Origin of the sequence: Collinsella sp. AM42-18AC (genome assembly GCF_003467965.1) — a bacterium.
GTDB lineage: Bacteria > Actinomycetota > Coriobacteriia > Coriobacteriales > Coriobacteriaceae > Collinsella.
Window position 1 is genome coordinate 40170 of record NZ_QSFY01000002.1, and the last position, 13790, is coordinate 53959.

14 protein-coding genes are annotated in these 13790 nt (G+C 61.3%); 13 read left to right on the forward strand and 1 reads right to left on the reverse strand.

What is annotated here, in order from left to right; translation table 11 throughout:
• Nucleotides 1-87: 87 nt before the first annotated feature.
• Nucleotides 88-864 (reverse strand): biotin--[acetyl-CoA-carboxylase] ligase, encoded by a 777-nt coding sequence (locus DW913_RS01790; RefSeq protein ID WP_158566169.1) that lies wholly within the window; start codon nt 862-864, stop codon nt 88-90.
• Nucleotides 865-1040: 176 nt separating this feature from the next.
• On the opposite strand from DW913_RS01790, the gene DW913_RS01795 reads away from it, so the two are divergent.
• From DW913_RS01795 to DW913_RS01855, 13 genes are all read left to right on the forward strand, one after another.
• Entirely contained in the window at nt 1041-2000 is a 960-nt protein-coding gene (locus DW913_RS01795) for a 3-oxoacyl-ACP synthase III family protein (RefSeq protein WP_117797418.1), read from the forward strand.
• A 52-nt stretch (nt 2001-2052) separates the two neighbouring features.
• Nucleotides 2053-2289 carry an acyl carrier protein gene (locus DW913_RS01800; RefSeq protein ID WP_117797419.1) on the forward strand — a complete coding sequence of 79 codons (237 nt, stop codon included), beginning with the start codon at nt 2053-2055 and terminating at the stop codon, nt 2287-2289.
• A 2-nt stretch (nt 2290-2291) separates the two neighbouring features.
• Nucleotides 2292-3236 (forward strand): enoyl-[acyl-carrier-protein] reductase FabK, encoded by a 945-nt coding sequence (fabK, locus tag DW913_RS01805; protein ID WP_117797420.1) that lies wholly within the window; start codon nt 2292-2294, stop codon nt 3234-3236.
• Entirely contained in the window at nt 3224-4150 is a 927-nt protein-coding gene (locus DW913_RS01810; protein ID WP_117797421.1) for an ACP S-malonyltransferase, read from the forward strand. Before fabK ends, DW913_RS01810 begins: the two co-directional genes overlap by 13 nt.
• A gap of 30 nt (nt 4151-4180) precedes the next feature.
• The gene (fabG, locus tag DW913_RS01815; protein WP_117797422.1) at nt 4181-4954 is read left to right on the forward strand and encodes a 3-oxoacyl-[acyl-carrier-protein] reductase; all 774 of its coding nucleotides are present in this window, start codon (nt 4181-4183) and stop codon (nt 4952-4954) included.
• A 39-nt stretch (nt 4955-4993) separates the two neighbouring features.
• The gene (gene fabF, locus DW913_RS01820; protein ID WP_117797423.1) at nt 4994-6241 is read left to right on the forward strand and encodes a beta-ketoacyl-ACP synthase II; all 1248 of its coding nucleotides are present in this window, start codon (nt 4994-4996) and stop codon (nt 6239-6241) included.
• Nucleotides 6242-6244: 3 nt separating this feature from the next.
• Nucleotides 6245-6718 carry an acetyl-CoA carboxylase biotin carboxyl carrier protein gene (accB, locus tag DW913_RS01825; RefSeq protein ID WP_117629227.1) on the forward strand — a complete coding sequence of 158 codons (474 nt, stop codon included), beginning with the start codon at nt 6245-6247 and terminating at the stop codon, nt 6716-6718.
• A gap of 9 nt (nt 6719-6727) precedes the next feature.
• Entirely contained in the window at nt 6728-7150 is a 423-nt protein-coding gene (gene fabZ, locus DW913_RS01830; protein WP_099432064.1) for a 3-hydroxyacyl-ACP dehydratase FabZ, read from the forward strand.
• A gap of 10 nt (nt 7151-7160) precedes the next feature.
• Nucleotides 7161-8504: an acetyl/propionyl/methylcrotonyl-CoA carboxylase subunit alpha gene (locus tag DW913_RS01835; protein ID WP_117797424.1), complete on the forward strand. Its 1344-nt coding sequence runs from the start codon at nt 7161-7163 to the stop codon at nt 8502-8504.
• On the forward strand, nt 8491-10215 hold the full coding sequence (gene accD / locus DW913_RS01840; protein ID WP_089572485.1) for an acetyl-CoA carboxylase, carboxyltransferase subunit beta: 1725 nt from the start codon (nt 8491-8493) through the stop codon (nt 10213-10215). The genes DW913_RS01835 and accD overlap by 14 nt, the downstream gene beginning before the upstream one ends.
• 40 nt (nt 10216-10255) lie before the next feature.
• Entirely contained in the window at nt 10256-11470 is a 1215-nt protein-coding gene (locus DW913_RS01845) for a PTS fructose transporter subunit IIB (RefSeq protein ID WP_117797425.1), read from the forward strand.
• A gap of 150 nt (nt 11471-11620) precedes the next feature.
• The gene (locus tag DW913_RS01850) at nt 11621-12775 is read left to right on the forward strand and encodes a cation diffusion facilitator family transporter (RefSeq protein WP_199580043.1); all 1155 of its coding nucleotides are present in this window, start codon (nt 11621-11623) and stop codon (nt 12773-12775) included.
• Nucleotides 12776-12814: 39 nt separating this feature from the next.
• Entirely contained in the window at nt 12815-13441 is a 627-nt protein-coding gene (locus DW913_RS01855) for a histidine phosphatase family protein (protein WP_117797427.1), read from the forward strand.
• Nucleotides 13442-13790: the final 349 nt, after the last annotated feature.

Here is a 13790-nt window from a genome sequence, read left to right on the forward strand (position 1 = left end):
CGCTGTCATAACGGCAGCGGGGCTCTTTTGTTTTGAATGGTGGCCTTGGGGCCCAGGTAATGCGGCCGAATGGGTGGCTATGGCGCCTTATTTACCCATGGGACGCAGCGATGCCTCCTCAAAATGGAAGGATCGTAAGTCGCCTTCCGTCTCGATGCACGCTCGACCAAAGTCATCGACGGTTTTAAAGATGCCTCGCGCCAGCTCGTCCCCAGCGGGGGAGCGGGCGATAACGTGCTCCCCAATCCAATTGAGGTGAGCGATATATTCGCTGTGGACGGGCGCGAGCGGTCCGGCGTCTTCTTCCATGGCGTTGAGACGCTCTGCCCACGCATCTACAGCGTCTATAACTGCGTGATAGACCTCATCGAGGAGCATGTCGACAGCAGGAACGTTCTCGTTAAGGTCCGAGAGACCGATTGCCGGCAGGCCGCCATCGGGCACCTCTTGGGGCGCATAGTTCACATTGACGCCAATGCCACATACGGCGAAAGGTTTGCCTTCGTTATCGCGTGCGGCCTCGACCAGAATGCCGCCGAGTTTGCGTTCACGCGCGACCAGGTCGTTGGGCCATTTGAGGCCAATATCGTTTGCAAGACCCTGTTTTTCGAGCGCCTCGAGCACCGCTAGGCCGCTGACGGCGGCAAGACCAGAGAACTTTGCAGGATTAACGCATGGGCGCAGGACAATCGAAAGCAATAAGTTGCCGACGGTTGAGTCCCACTTGTGCCCGCGCCGGCCACGTCCTGCTGTTTGAGCCCGGGCGGCAAGTCCTGTGCCGTGCGGCGCTCCTTGTTTTCCTGCTTCGAGCAGGTCATCGTTGGTCGATCCGGTTACGTCGACTATCGTTAATTTGGCATCCATTATGGCTGCCACCTCCTTAATGAATAAGTGAATAACGCAATGGTCTCGAGAGATAGACACAATGTGAAGCCTTTGTCGCATTTGGACAATTTAATGTTAACACGTCAACAACGACAAAATTGCGCTATCCTCTCTTGGTCGATGTAAACACGTCAACAACGCAAAGGAGGTTAGTGATGGGTTTCACGATTCTTGGAACAGGCTCGGCGCTTCCTGAGCGCAGTGTTTCCAATGACGAGCTGTCCGAGTTCCTCGATACCTCGGATGAGTGGATTTTTACCCGCACAGGTATCAAGAGCCGCCACGTCTGCACCACCGAGTCACTTGACGACCTTACCGTAGCGGCGAGCGAGCGGGCACTCCGGGTGTCCGGAATCGACGCGAGCCAGCTGGATCTTATCGTCTGCTCGACGACGACAGGTGATCACCTTGTTCCCGCTGAGGCGTGTGCCGTTGCTGAGCGACTAGGCGCGACGTGCCCTGCCTTCGATGTCTCGGCGGCCTGCGCCGGCTTCGTATTTGCGCTCGATGTTGCCGAGGGCTATATCGCCCGCGGTCGCGCCGAGCATGTGCTGGTCATTGCCGCCGAGCAGATGACGCGCGCGCTCGATTGGACCGACCGTGCCACGTGCGTGCTCTTTGGCGATGGCGCGGGTGCTGTGGTCATAGAGGCTGGGGGAGAGAATCCCCTCGCTGTTGAGCTTTCGACCGCACCCGATGTCGAGACGTTGCGCGTTCCCGGTCTGGTCGGTACCTCGCCGTTTAAGGCCTCCGCAGATAGCGAGAGCGTGCTGTCCATGAATGGCCGCCGCGTGTTCAAGTTCGGCGTCAACGCCATCTGCGACACGGTCCATAAGCTTGCGAGCGATGCGGGCATTTCGGTCGAAGATATCGATCATTTTGTATTCCATCAGGCTAACGAACGAATCCTGAGCCAGGCGGTCAAGCGCCTCGGCGTGCCAGACGAGCGCGTGATTCGAACGCTGCGCGAGACCGGCAACATTTCGAGCGCCTGCATTCCCTTTGCGCTTGACCGGCTGGCACGTACCGACGCACTGAATGCGGGCGACACCATCGCCCTCGTTGGATTTGGCGCCGGCCTGGATATAGGTGGCTATCTGCTTCGTTGGAAGTAGTCGCACATAGGAAATAAAAACGCCCCTAGGGCACAAACAAAGGAGAACTACCATGGCAGATCAGAAGACCTTCGAGCGCGTTTGCGACGTTATCCGCGAGACCGCCGGCCTTGACGACGTCGAGATGAAGCCCGAGTCCACGCTCGAGGAGATCGGCCTCGACAGTCTGGGTACCGTCGAGATTCTCGTGGCCGTCGAGGACGAGTTCGATATTCAGCTCGATACCGAGGAGAACCCTAAGACGGTCGGCGAGTTCGTCGATACGGTTGAGGCGGCATTGGAGAAGTAGAGATGCTCAAGACTCCTCTCTGCGAGCTGCTCGGCATCGAAAAGCCCGTGTTCCAGGGCGGCATGGCCTGGATTGCCGATGCCTCGCTGGCATCTGCCGTGTCCGAGGCAGGCGGCTTAGGGATTATCGCGGCCATGAATGCCGACGCAAACTGGTTGCGCGATCAGATTCACGAGCTGCGCACCAAGACGGATAAGCCCTTTGGCGTCAACGTCATGCTCATGAGCCCATTTGCCGACGAGGTCGCGCAGGTCGTGATTGACGAGCGAGTGCCGGTCGTCGTGACGGGCGCCGGCAATCCCGCCAAGTACATGAAGGCGTGGAACGAGGCGGGCATCAAGGTCATCCCGGTCGTTGCCTCGGTGGCGCTGGCGCGCCTCGTGGCGCGTCGTGGAGCCACGGCGGTTGTTGCCGAGGGCACCGAATCGGGCGGCCATATTGGCGAGACCTCGACGATGGCACTGGTGCCGCAGGTCGTCGATGCGGTCGACATTCCCGTCGTGGCCGCCGGCGGTATTGCCGACGGCCGCGGCGTGGCGGCCGCCTTTATGCTGGGTGCCGCCGGCGTGCAGGTGGGTACGCGCTTTCTGGTCGCAGACGAGTGCACCGTATCGGAGCAGTACAAGGAGATGGTCCTGAAGGCCAACGACACCTCGACGCGTGCGACCGGCCGCTCGACGGGACATCCGGTGCGTGCGCTTAAGAGCCCCTTCACCAACGCGTATGCCAAGAGCGAGGCGGCGGGCGCAAGCTCCGAGGAGCTCGGGGCCATGGGCACCGGCGCCCTTCGCAAGGCCGCCATGGACGGCAATTACGAGGAGGGTTCGTTTTTGTGTGGACAGATTGCCGGCATGGTCAACGAGTGCCAGAGCGCACGTGAAATCGTTGACGACTTGGTCGATGGCGCCGAGCGCGTCCTGAAGGGTGCGTCCGCATGGGTAGCGTAGCGTTTCTGTTTGCCGGCCAGGGCGCCCAACACCCTGCGATGGGCGTCGACCTGATCGAGGCATCGCCGGCGGCTGCCGAGGTGTTCGCGATCGCCGACGAGGTACGTCCGGGAACCAGCGAGCAGTGCCGGAGCGCCTCCAAGGAGGAGCTGTCGCAGACCGAGAACACGCAGCCTTGCGTGTTCGTCCATGACCTGGCAGCGGCTGCCGCACTGCGTGAGCGCGGCGTGGTGCCTGCCGCCTGTGCGGGATTTTCGCTGGGCGAGGTCGCCGCGCTCACCTTTGCGGGGGCGTTCGATACGCGAGCGGGCTTTGAGCTCGTGTGCGAGCGCGCGGCGCTGATGGCCGCGGCTGCCGAGCGTCACCCCGGCGGCATGCGCGCCGTCATCAAACTCGATGCGGCGCAAGTCGAGAACCTGGCTTCGCAGGTCGGCGAGGACTGCTGGCCGGTCAACTACAACAGCCCCCAGCAGACGGTTGTGGCCGGAGCGCCCGATGCGTTGCAGACCCTCGACGTCCTGGTAAAAGAGGCTGGCGGTCGCGCCATGAAGGTCGCGGTGTCGGGTGCATTCCATAGCCCCTATATGGCCGAGGCGACCTGTGGCCTTGCTGCATATATCGAGGCCGGTCACGCGCCGTCCCCGTTGCTCATTCCTGTTATGGCAAACATGACGGCAGCGCCCTATCCGGCCGACCCGCAGGCGGCATCGGAGGTGCTGGCCAACCAGGTGAGTCATGCCGTGCGCTGGGTCGACACGCTGCATACTCTGCAGGATCAGGGCATCGATACGTTTATTGAGGTCGGCCCTGGCAAAACGCTGTCGGGCCTGGTCAAGCGTACGCTGAGCGACGTTCGCGTGTATTCGTGCGAGACGGCCGAGCAGGTCGCAGCTATTGCCGACGAGCTCGCATAATCCACAGGGCTGTAACCCGAAAGGAATGACATGGGCAACTTGAACAACGGCGCGCTCGAGCGCAACGACTCACGTCGCGTGGCACTGGTCACGGGCGGCTCGCGGGGTATCGGCCGCGCCTGCGCTGTCGGTCTGGCGGAGGACGGCTTTGATATCGCCGTCGTCTATGCCGGCGGCGTCGATGCGGCGCGCAAGACGTGCGAAGCCTGTGAGGCGGTTGGCGCCACGGCACGCGCATATCAATGCGACGTGGCCGATCCCGCTGCCGTCAACGCGTGCGTGGAAGCGGTCCTCAACGACTTTGGTTCCATTTGGGCGCTCGTCAACAACGCCGGCATCACCCGCGATGGCCTGCTCATGCGCATGGGCGATGACGCATTCGATCGCGTGCTCGATGTCAATCTCAAGGGAACATTCAATATGACGCGCGCGCTCACCAAGACCTTTATGCGCCAGCGCGGCGGTTGCGTCGTCAACATGAGCTCGGTCGTGGGCCTGATGGGCAATGCCGGGCAAGCCAACTACGCTGCTTCCAAGGCGGGCGTGATAGGGCTTACCAAGGCGGTGGCGCGCGAGCTTGCGCCTCGTGGCGTACGCGCGAACGCGGTCGCTCCCGGGTTTGTCGAGACAGATATGACGGCAAAGCTCTCGGAGAAGGTGCGTACGGCAACCGAGGAACAGATTCCCCTTAAGCGCATGGCACGTCCCGAGGAAGTGGCCGGCGTGGTGCGCTTTTTAGCGAGCGATGCGGCTGCTTACATTACGGGCGAGGTCGTGCGCGTCGACGGCGGAATGGCGATGTAGAAACCAGGGCCGAAGAACGGCTTGGATGAGGAGACCATGATGGAACAGAGAGTTGCAATCACCGGCATAGGTGCCGTATCGCCGCTCGGCAACACCGCGCTTGCCACCTGGGCGGCAATGTGTGCCGGCACGTGCGGCATCGGCCCGATCACGCACTTCGATACCGATGCGTTTGCCGTCAAGGTGGCGGCCGAGGTCAAGGGCTTTGACGGCAACGAGTACTTTGGCAAGCGTGACGCCAAGCATCTCGACCCCTGCGTTCAGTTTGCGATGGCGGCTTCGGACGAGGCCATGCACGATGCGGGCTTTGATGCCGAAGGCGCCATCGATCGCGAGCGCCTGGGCGTTTACGTGGGGTCGGGCGTGGGCGGCATGCAGACGCTCGTCGACAACGTCCATACGATTGCCGACCGTGGGCCCCGCCGCGCATCGCCTTACATGATCGCGATGATGATCCCCAACATGGCATCGGGCAATATCGCAATCCGTCACAAGGCAAAGGGACCGACCCTGCCAGTCGTGACTGCGTGCGCGACCTCGGCCCATGCGGTGGGCGAGGCGTTCCGTGCTATTAAGCACGGCTATGCCGACGCGATCCTCGCGGGCGGTGCCGAGGCGGCCATTATCCCCGATGCTGTTGCAGGCTTTACGTCCTGCCGCGCATTGACCACCAACCCCGATCCCGCGACGGCCTGCCGCCCGTTCGACGCAGACCGCGATGGCTTTGTGATGGGTGAGGGCGCCTGCGTGCTGGTACTCGAGAGCATGGAGCATGCGCAGGCGCGCGGTGCGCACATTTATGCCGAGGTCGTGGGCTACGGCAACACCGATGATGCCTATCACATTACGAGTCCCGACCCCGATGCCGCCGGCATTGCCCGTGCGATATCGCTGGCGGTAGCCGAGGGCGACGTCAAGCCTTCCGAGGGTCTCTACATCAACGCCCACGGCACCTCGACCAAGCTCAACGATTCGTCCGAGACGACAGGCATTAAGCGGGCGCTCGGCGAGGACGCGGCACGCGCCGCACACGTCTCGTCGACCAAGTCGATGACCGGGCACATGATCGGTGCCACGGGTGCCATCGAGGTCATGGCCTGTGCCATGGCGCTCGAGCAGGGCGTGGTGCCCCCGACCATTAACTACCACACGCCCGATCCCGCCTGCGATCTTGATTACACGCCTAATCGAGCGGTTCGCGCCGACCTTACCTGGGCGCTTTCGACCAACCTGGGCTTTGGCGGGCACAACGCCGCCATCGCGCTGCGTAGATATACGAGGAGCTAGAGCATGGATTCCAAAAGACTTGCCGAGATAGCCGATGTGATGGAGGACCGCGGCCTTACGCGCGTACGTGTTGAGGAGCCCGATGGCACCGCGGTCGAACTCGAGCGCGCGAGTGTGGCGCAGCCGGTTGCCGTGCCCATGCCTATGCCGAGCGCCATGGCCGCTCAAGTTGCAGCTCCCACAGTCGCGCCTGCCGCACCGGAACCCGCCACGCAGACACCTGCCGCCGCGCCGGAGCCCAAGGGCACCGAGGTGACTGCTCCCATGGTGGGCGTCTTCTATGCTGCCCCTGCGCCGGGCGACGAGCCATTTGTGCGCGTGGGCTCCAAGGTCAAGGCCGGCGAGACCCTCTGCATCATCGAGGCCATGAAGGTTCTCAACGAGGTGACGGCCGAGGCAGACGGTGAGGTGCTCGAGATCTGCGTGGCCGACGGCGACCTCGTGGAGTTTGGCAGCTGCCTCATGAGGATCGGATAGGTGATATCCATGAACAAAGAAGAGCTCAAGAAGCTGTTACCGCATCGCGAGCCGATGCTTTTGCTCGACGAAGCCGAGCTGGTGGGCGACGAGGCCCACGGCAAGATCACGATTACAGGCGACGAGTACTTTTTGCAGGGACATTTTCCGGGAAACCCGGTCGTTCCCGGCGTGATTCAGTGCGAGATGCTCGCCCAGAACTGCTGCGTGCTGCTGATGGGCGACGAGGAGGCGCGCGGCGCGACGCCGTTCTATACGAGCCTCGATAAGGTGCGCTTTAAGCGTCCGGTGCGCCCGGGCGACACGGTTGATCTGGTGTGCTCCATCACGCGTGCGCGCGGGCCGTTCCGCTTTGCGACGGGTACTGCGAGCGTCAACGGTGAGGTTTGCTGCCGCGCCGATATGTCTTTTGCACTCATGCACGAAAGTTAAGGAAGGCTCCATGTTCGACAAAGTGCTCATCGCCAACCGCGGCGAAGTCGCGGTCCGTGTTATCCGCGCGTGCCGCGATATGGGCATCAAGACCGTCGCCGTTTATTCCACGGCCGATGCGGACGCGCTACACGTGCAGCTTGCCGACGAGGCGTATTGCATCGGCGGCCCGCGTCTTGCCGAGAGCTACCTCAACGACGATGCCGTGCTCACCTGTGCCGTAAAGTCGGGAGCTAAGGCAATTCATCCCGGCTATGGCTTCTTTTCCGAGAAGGCGAGCTTCGTGCGCGACTGCGACAAGTTCGGTCTGGCGTTTGTCGGTCCTTCGGCCGAGGTGATCGACAGCATGGGCGACAAGGACGCCGCACGCCGAACGGCCGCTGCTGCGGGCGTGCCCATCGTGCCGGGCTGCGATTTGCTCAAAAGCCCCGAGGAAGCAACGGCCGAGGCCGAGCGCATCGGCTGCCCCGTGCTTATTAAGGCGCGCGCGGGCGGCGGCGGTCGCGGTATTCGCAAGGTCGAGCGCGTGGAAGATGCGGCAAAGGCGTTCATCGAGGCGCGTGCCGAGGGTGAGGCCGTTTTTGGCGACGGCGAGTGCTACATGGAGAAGTTCGTTGCGCCGGCGCATCACGTTGAGGTACAGATTATGGCCGATAAGCAGGGCCATGTGTTTTCGCTCGGCGAGCGCGAGTGCTCGGTGCAGCGCCGCAACCAAAAGCTGATCGAGGAGAGCCCCGCGCCGTGCCTCGACGGACGCGATGATATTCGCGCGCGCATGCACAAGGCCGCGCGCGACCTGGCTCGTGCCGTTGGCTATGAGGGCGCTGGCACCATCGAGTTTTTGTACTCAGATGACGGCAATTTCTACTTTATGGAAATGAACACGCGCTTGCAGGTGGAGCATCCGGTTACGGAGTTTGTGACCGATACCGACCTGGTCAAGTGGCAGCTGCGCGTGGCTGCCGGCCAGCCTCTGCCCTTTGAGCAGGAGGACGTACCGGTCCGCAACCACGCCATGGAGTGCCGCATCAATGCCGAAACGCCGGACTTTCTACCGTCATGTGGAACGGTCACCGCGTTGCGTGTGCCGGGTGGTCCGCGCGTGCGCTGGGATTCCGCCATGTTTACCGGAGCGAACGTTCCGCCGTACTACGACTCCATGCTCGGCAAGCTCATCGTGTGCGCGCCCACGCGTGACGGTGCCATTCGCAAGATGCGCTCGGCCCTGGGCGAGCTCGTGATTGAGGGCGTGAGCGAAAATAGCGAGCTTCAGCTCGACGTGCTGGCAAACGACGAGTTTTTGTCGGGCATGTATCACACCGATCTGATGGGGCATCTCTATGCTGATGAATAGAAAAGCGAAGACGGTCAATGTCCTTGAGGGGCCGATAACCGAGTCGTGCGCCGAGTTCCCCGCGCGCCACGTGTTTGTCAAATGCCCGGAGTGCCGCCGTGTGATCGATGAGGCGCGCCTGCACGACAACCTCGAGGTCTGCCCTCGTTGCGGCAAACACTTTCGCGTGAGCGGTCGCGCGCGCATGCGCATGACGGTCGACGCGGGTACCTTTGAGGAATGGGATGCCAATCTGGCGTCGAAGGACTTCCTCTCGTTTCCCGGTTATGCCGACAAGCTTAAGAGCGTGAGCGAGCGTTCGGGCGAGCGCGATGCCGTTGTGTGCGGCAGGGGCAAAATCTGCGGCTGCGATACCGCGCTCTTCTTTATGGATGCCAACTTTATGATGGGCTCAATGGGCTCCGTGGTGGGCGAGAAGATCTGTCGTGTCTTTGAGCGCGCGGCCGAGTTGGGGCTGCCGGTCGTTGGCTTTACCGTATCGGGCGGCGCCCGCATGCAGGAGGGCGTGACCTCGCTCATGCAGATGGCCAAGATTTCTGCGGCGGTTAGGCGCCACAGCGAGGCGGGCGGCCTGTATATCACGGTGCTCACCGATCCCACGACCGGAGGTGTAACCGCGAGCTTTGCCATGGAGGGCGACATTATCCTGGCCGAGCCCGATGCCCTGACGGCATTTGCCGGCCCGCGCGTGATCGAGCAGAACATGCACAAGCGTCTGCCCAAGGGATTCCAGCGTTCCGAGTTTTTGCTGGAGCACGGCTTTTGCGATGCCGTTGTTCCGCGTGGCGAGATTGCGCTCACGGTAGGCGAGCTGCTGGCGCTGCACGAAGGGCACGCGCCCGGCCTGGGGGCACCGCATGAGATCGTGCATACGGGTCGTCGCGACAAAAAGCTGGGACACTTGTTTAAGCGCTCGGCCGCACCAAAAAGCGCGCTCGAAATCGTCAAACAGACTCGCTCGGCGAACCGCGCCACGGCAGGCGAGATGATCTCGTTGGGTCTCGACGGATTCGTAGAGCTGCACGGCGACCGCTACTTTGGCGACGATGCTGCCGTGGTGGGCGGCATCGGCTGGAAAGACGGGCGACCCGTGACGGTTATCGCCATCGAGCGCGGTACCACGACCAAAGAGCGCATGCGTCGCAACTTTGGCATGGCGCATCCCGAGGGCTACCGCAAGGCACGTCGCCTGATGCACCAAGCCGAGAAATTTGGTCGGCCGGTTCTGTGCCTGGTTGATACTTCGGGCGCGTTTTGCGGCATCGGTGCCGAGGAGCGCGGCCAGGGCGAGGCGATTGCCCAGAATCTCATGGAGATGAGCGGCCTTAAGACGCCGATTGTCTCGGTGGTGACAGGCGAGGGCGGCTCTGGTGGCGCGCTGGCGCTGTCCGTGGCCGACCGCATCCTGATGCTCTCGAGCTCGGCCTATTCGGTCGTGAGCCCCGAGGCCTGTGCGTCGATCCTGTGGAAGGATACCGAGCGCGCGAATGAGGCCGCTGAGGCGCTTAAGCTCACGGCCCCCGATCTGTTGGCGCTCGGCATCATCGACGGCATTGTTGACGATAGGGGCCTGTCGCATGAGGAGATCGCCGGTGTCGTCATGTCCTCGGCATTTGATGCCTTCGATACGCTTGGGCAGCTCGACGACGCGACCCTCACAAACCTCCGCTACGAAAAGTACCGCGCAATCGGTCAGTACCGCACGATGTGACAAAGGGACAGCCCGCATGTCACATTGGGAAAGGCGTTCCATGTCACAAGTTTCTAACACCTCGTTTACAACGACGGTTTCATCAAACGCCATGGCCGTGGTGGACTATCTGTCCAAAAGCATGATGTCGGCGCTGCCGTTTATTGTTTGCGCGGCGTTGTTCCGCACCGCCGCCGTCATTATGGGCGAAGGCATGCTGGGCCTGTGGTCTGCCGATTCCGAAATCTATCGCCTGTTCTACAGTTGGCTCTATAACGCCGGCTACTACTTTTTGCCCATTTATCTTGGTTGGGCGGCCGCCCGCCAGCTCGGTTGCTCGGAGCAGCTGGGCATGATGCTGGGCGGCGTATTGATTGCGCCCGATCTGCTTAAGCTCGTCGATGCCGCATCGACGACGGGGGCAGCGATGACTTTCGTGTATGGTCTGCTTCCCGCGCCGGTCAACGATTACACAACGACTGTTATTCCGGTTCTCATCTCGGTACCCGTGCTATGGCGAGTGGAGTGTTTCTTCCAGCGCGTTATCCCTAAGGCCGTGGCGTTTTCGTTTGTTCCGTTTGCAACCATGCTCGTCATGGTTCCGGCCTCGCTGTGTATTACGGCGCCGGCGGGCAGCTATCTGGGCATGCTGTTGGGACAGCTTATGTTTATGCTTGGCAATTCCGGTGGCATCGTGTCGCTGCTCACGCTTATGGGACTTGCCGCGGGCTGGGAGTTTCTTAAGATCGCGGGTGTCAGCAACGTTGTCCTATCGCTCGCCTATGCGCAGTTTATGAGTGTGGGAACGGATTCGTGCATTCTGATCGCTGCGACGATGGCGACGTTCGCCGTTTGGGGCATGCCCTTTGGCGCGTCGCTCCGCGTTGTGGATAAGGACGAGAAGGCGCTCATGCTGGGCTATTCGATCTCGGGCGTGCTTGGCGGCGTAAGCGAGCCGGCGCTGTACGGCTGCGGCTTTAAATATGGCAGGTGTCTGACATGCATGGCCATTGGCGGCGCCGTCGGAGGCCTTGTTGCGGCCGTGGGCCACGTTACGGCCTATACCATCGGCATGACGAATGTCCTTATGGTCATTGGCTTTGCCACGGGCGGCATCTCGAATCTGCTGTGGTGCTGCGCTGCCGGCGGCGCAGCATTTGCGGTGTCTGCGGCGCTGAGCTGCTGTTTTGGCGTGGTGCCGACAAAGATGCAGGCGGCAGAAGACGCAGCTGATTCGCTCGAAACAGTGGCGAGCGCTGCTGAAGCAAGCGCATAAATCGATCGACAAAGGGGCAGTCCCGCATGGCACATTCCAAGGTCGTGGCCCGTGTGGGTTGCGGCCTTTTTGTATCTGGGGGGCAAAGTGGCTACACTACAATCCGTTTGAGCAATAGATATATAGGTAGTACCGTGGGGACTGATGAGGATGGTCGAGTGGATTGTTCGTCGTGCGCAGGGCGACCGTGCGCGCGTGGGAACGTTGACGGGCATAGTGTGTATTCTCGCTAATGTTGCGCTTTGCGCTGCGAAGGGTGCAATTGGCGTGCTGTCGGGATCGGTTTCGATTGTGGCGGACGCCATGAACAACCTGTCCGATGCCAGCTCGAACATCGTGAGCGTGCTTGGCTTTAAGCTGGCGGGCAAGCCGGCCGACCCCGAGCATCCTTACGGACATGGCCGCTACGAGTATCTCTCGGGTCTGGTCGTGGCGGCGCTCGTGCTGCTGATTGGCGTTGAGCTGGTGAAGTCCTCGGTTGAGCGCATCATCCACCCCGAACCTGTCGAGTTCTCGCTTGCCCTGGTGGCAGTCTTGGTGCTTTCGATGATTGTTAAGCTCTGGATGGCGGCCCTCAACCAAAAGCTCGGCGATCGCATTGAGTCCGAGACGCTGCATGCGACCGCTCAGGACTCAAAGAACGATGTCCTAGCTACGGGTGCCGTGCTGGCGTGCGCAATTGTTTCGCAGGTGACGCACATCAATCTTGACGCATGGGTCGGCCTTGCCGTTGGCGCCTATATCGGCTGGAGCGGCTTTGAGCTCATCCTGGATACGGTGAGCCCGCTTTTGGGCCAGGCACCCGATCCAAAGCTGGTCAAGCACATTCGAGACAAGATCATGAGCTACCCCGGCGTTTTGGGCGTTCACGATTTGATGGTTCACGACTACGGCCCGGGCAGGAAGTTCGCAAGCGCTCACGCCGAGATGGCAGCCGAGGCCAGCCCGCTGGAAAGTCACGACACGCTCGATAACATCGAGCAGTCGTTTAGGGTCGAAGACGGCATGATCGTCACGCTCCATTACGATCCCATCGTGACCGACGATCCAAAGGTGGCGAGCATGCGTCTGCGCATCAACGCTATGGCTCAAGAGATTGATAGCCGCCTCTCGATCCACGACCTACGCTGTGTTCCGGGCCCCACGCATACCAACGTGATCTTTGACTGCGTACGTCCCTCGGATTTGGCGATGAGCGCCGAGGACCTGAAGCGCGCGCTGGCGAAACGGGTCGAATCGGAATATCCCAAGTCGGTCGCCAAGATCACGATCGACGAAGACTACGTAGGCCACACCCACGAGTAGGGCTGTGCCAGCAAAGCAAGTTATACAGAAGGGGAGAGCATGAAGCGTCTATATCTACTCCGCCACGGTCAGACAGAATTCAACGTTAAAAAGCTCGTCCAGGGCCGCTGCGATTCTCCGTTGACCGATCTGGGCCGCAAGCAAGCGGGAATGGCAGCCGCATGGCTCAAAGCCCACGGCGTCGTCCCCGACAAAGTGGTCTCTTCGCCCTTAGGCCGAGCCATGGACACGGCAAGTCTCGTCGCAACCGAACTCCTCGGCCGGGATGCAGCAGTCGAGCCCTGCGAAGGCATCATCGAGCGCAGCTACGGCACCTTCGAAGAAGGCCCCCACGACGCCCTACCCACCGACGTCTGGGACCCCGGCGAGGACTTGGTCCCCTTTGGAGGAGAAGGAAGTCATGCCCTGCAGGAGCGCATGGTAGCCACCCTCACCAATCTCATGGGCGCCGAGGGGATCGAAACCCTCCTAGCAGTAAGCCACGGCAGCGCCAGCCGCCAATTCATCAAGGCTGCAGCCCCAGAGGGCTTCGAGCTCCCAACAAAACTCCCCAACTGCGCCATCATGATTTTTGATTTCGATGAGGCAAAGCCACAAGTAGAGGGCGAGCCAATGCAATGCAAGTTCACCCTCCAGCAAATAGTGGACCCCCAACAAAGTCATTAGCCTGAGCGAGCAGAGTTAAGCAGACATCAACGTGTCGTCTCCCGAGCACGGCGGAGGGCCGGAGAAATATATTAAGGTCATCGCGAGTTCCGCACGCAAAGGAGAGCACTTAATGTGCTCTCCGTCTTGCGCAGGACTGTAGAGCAGGGACCTTAATATATTTCTCCGGCCCTCCGCCGTGCTCGGGAGCCATCCACGCACTTTACCTGCGTAAACAATGTGAGTGAAATATGAATCTCAATGGATACGCCCGCAGCCGTGTATACTAAACAGCTGTGTGAAACCAGGGGAGTATTCTGGCTGGACAAAATGCCTGCTTAATAGGGTTGTCAGGTAGTCCGGGCGAAAT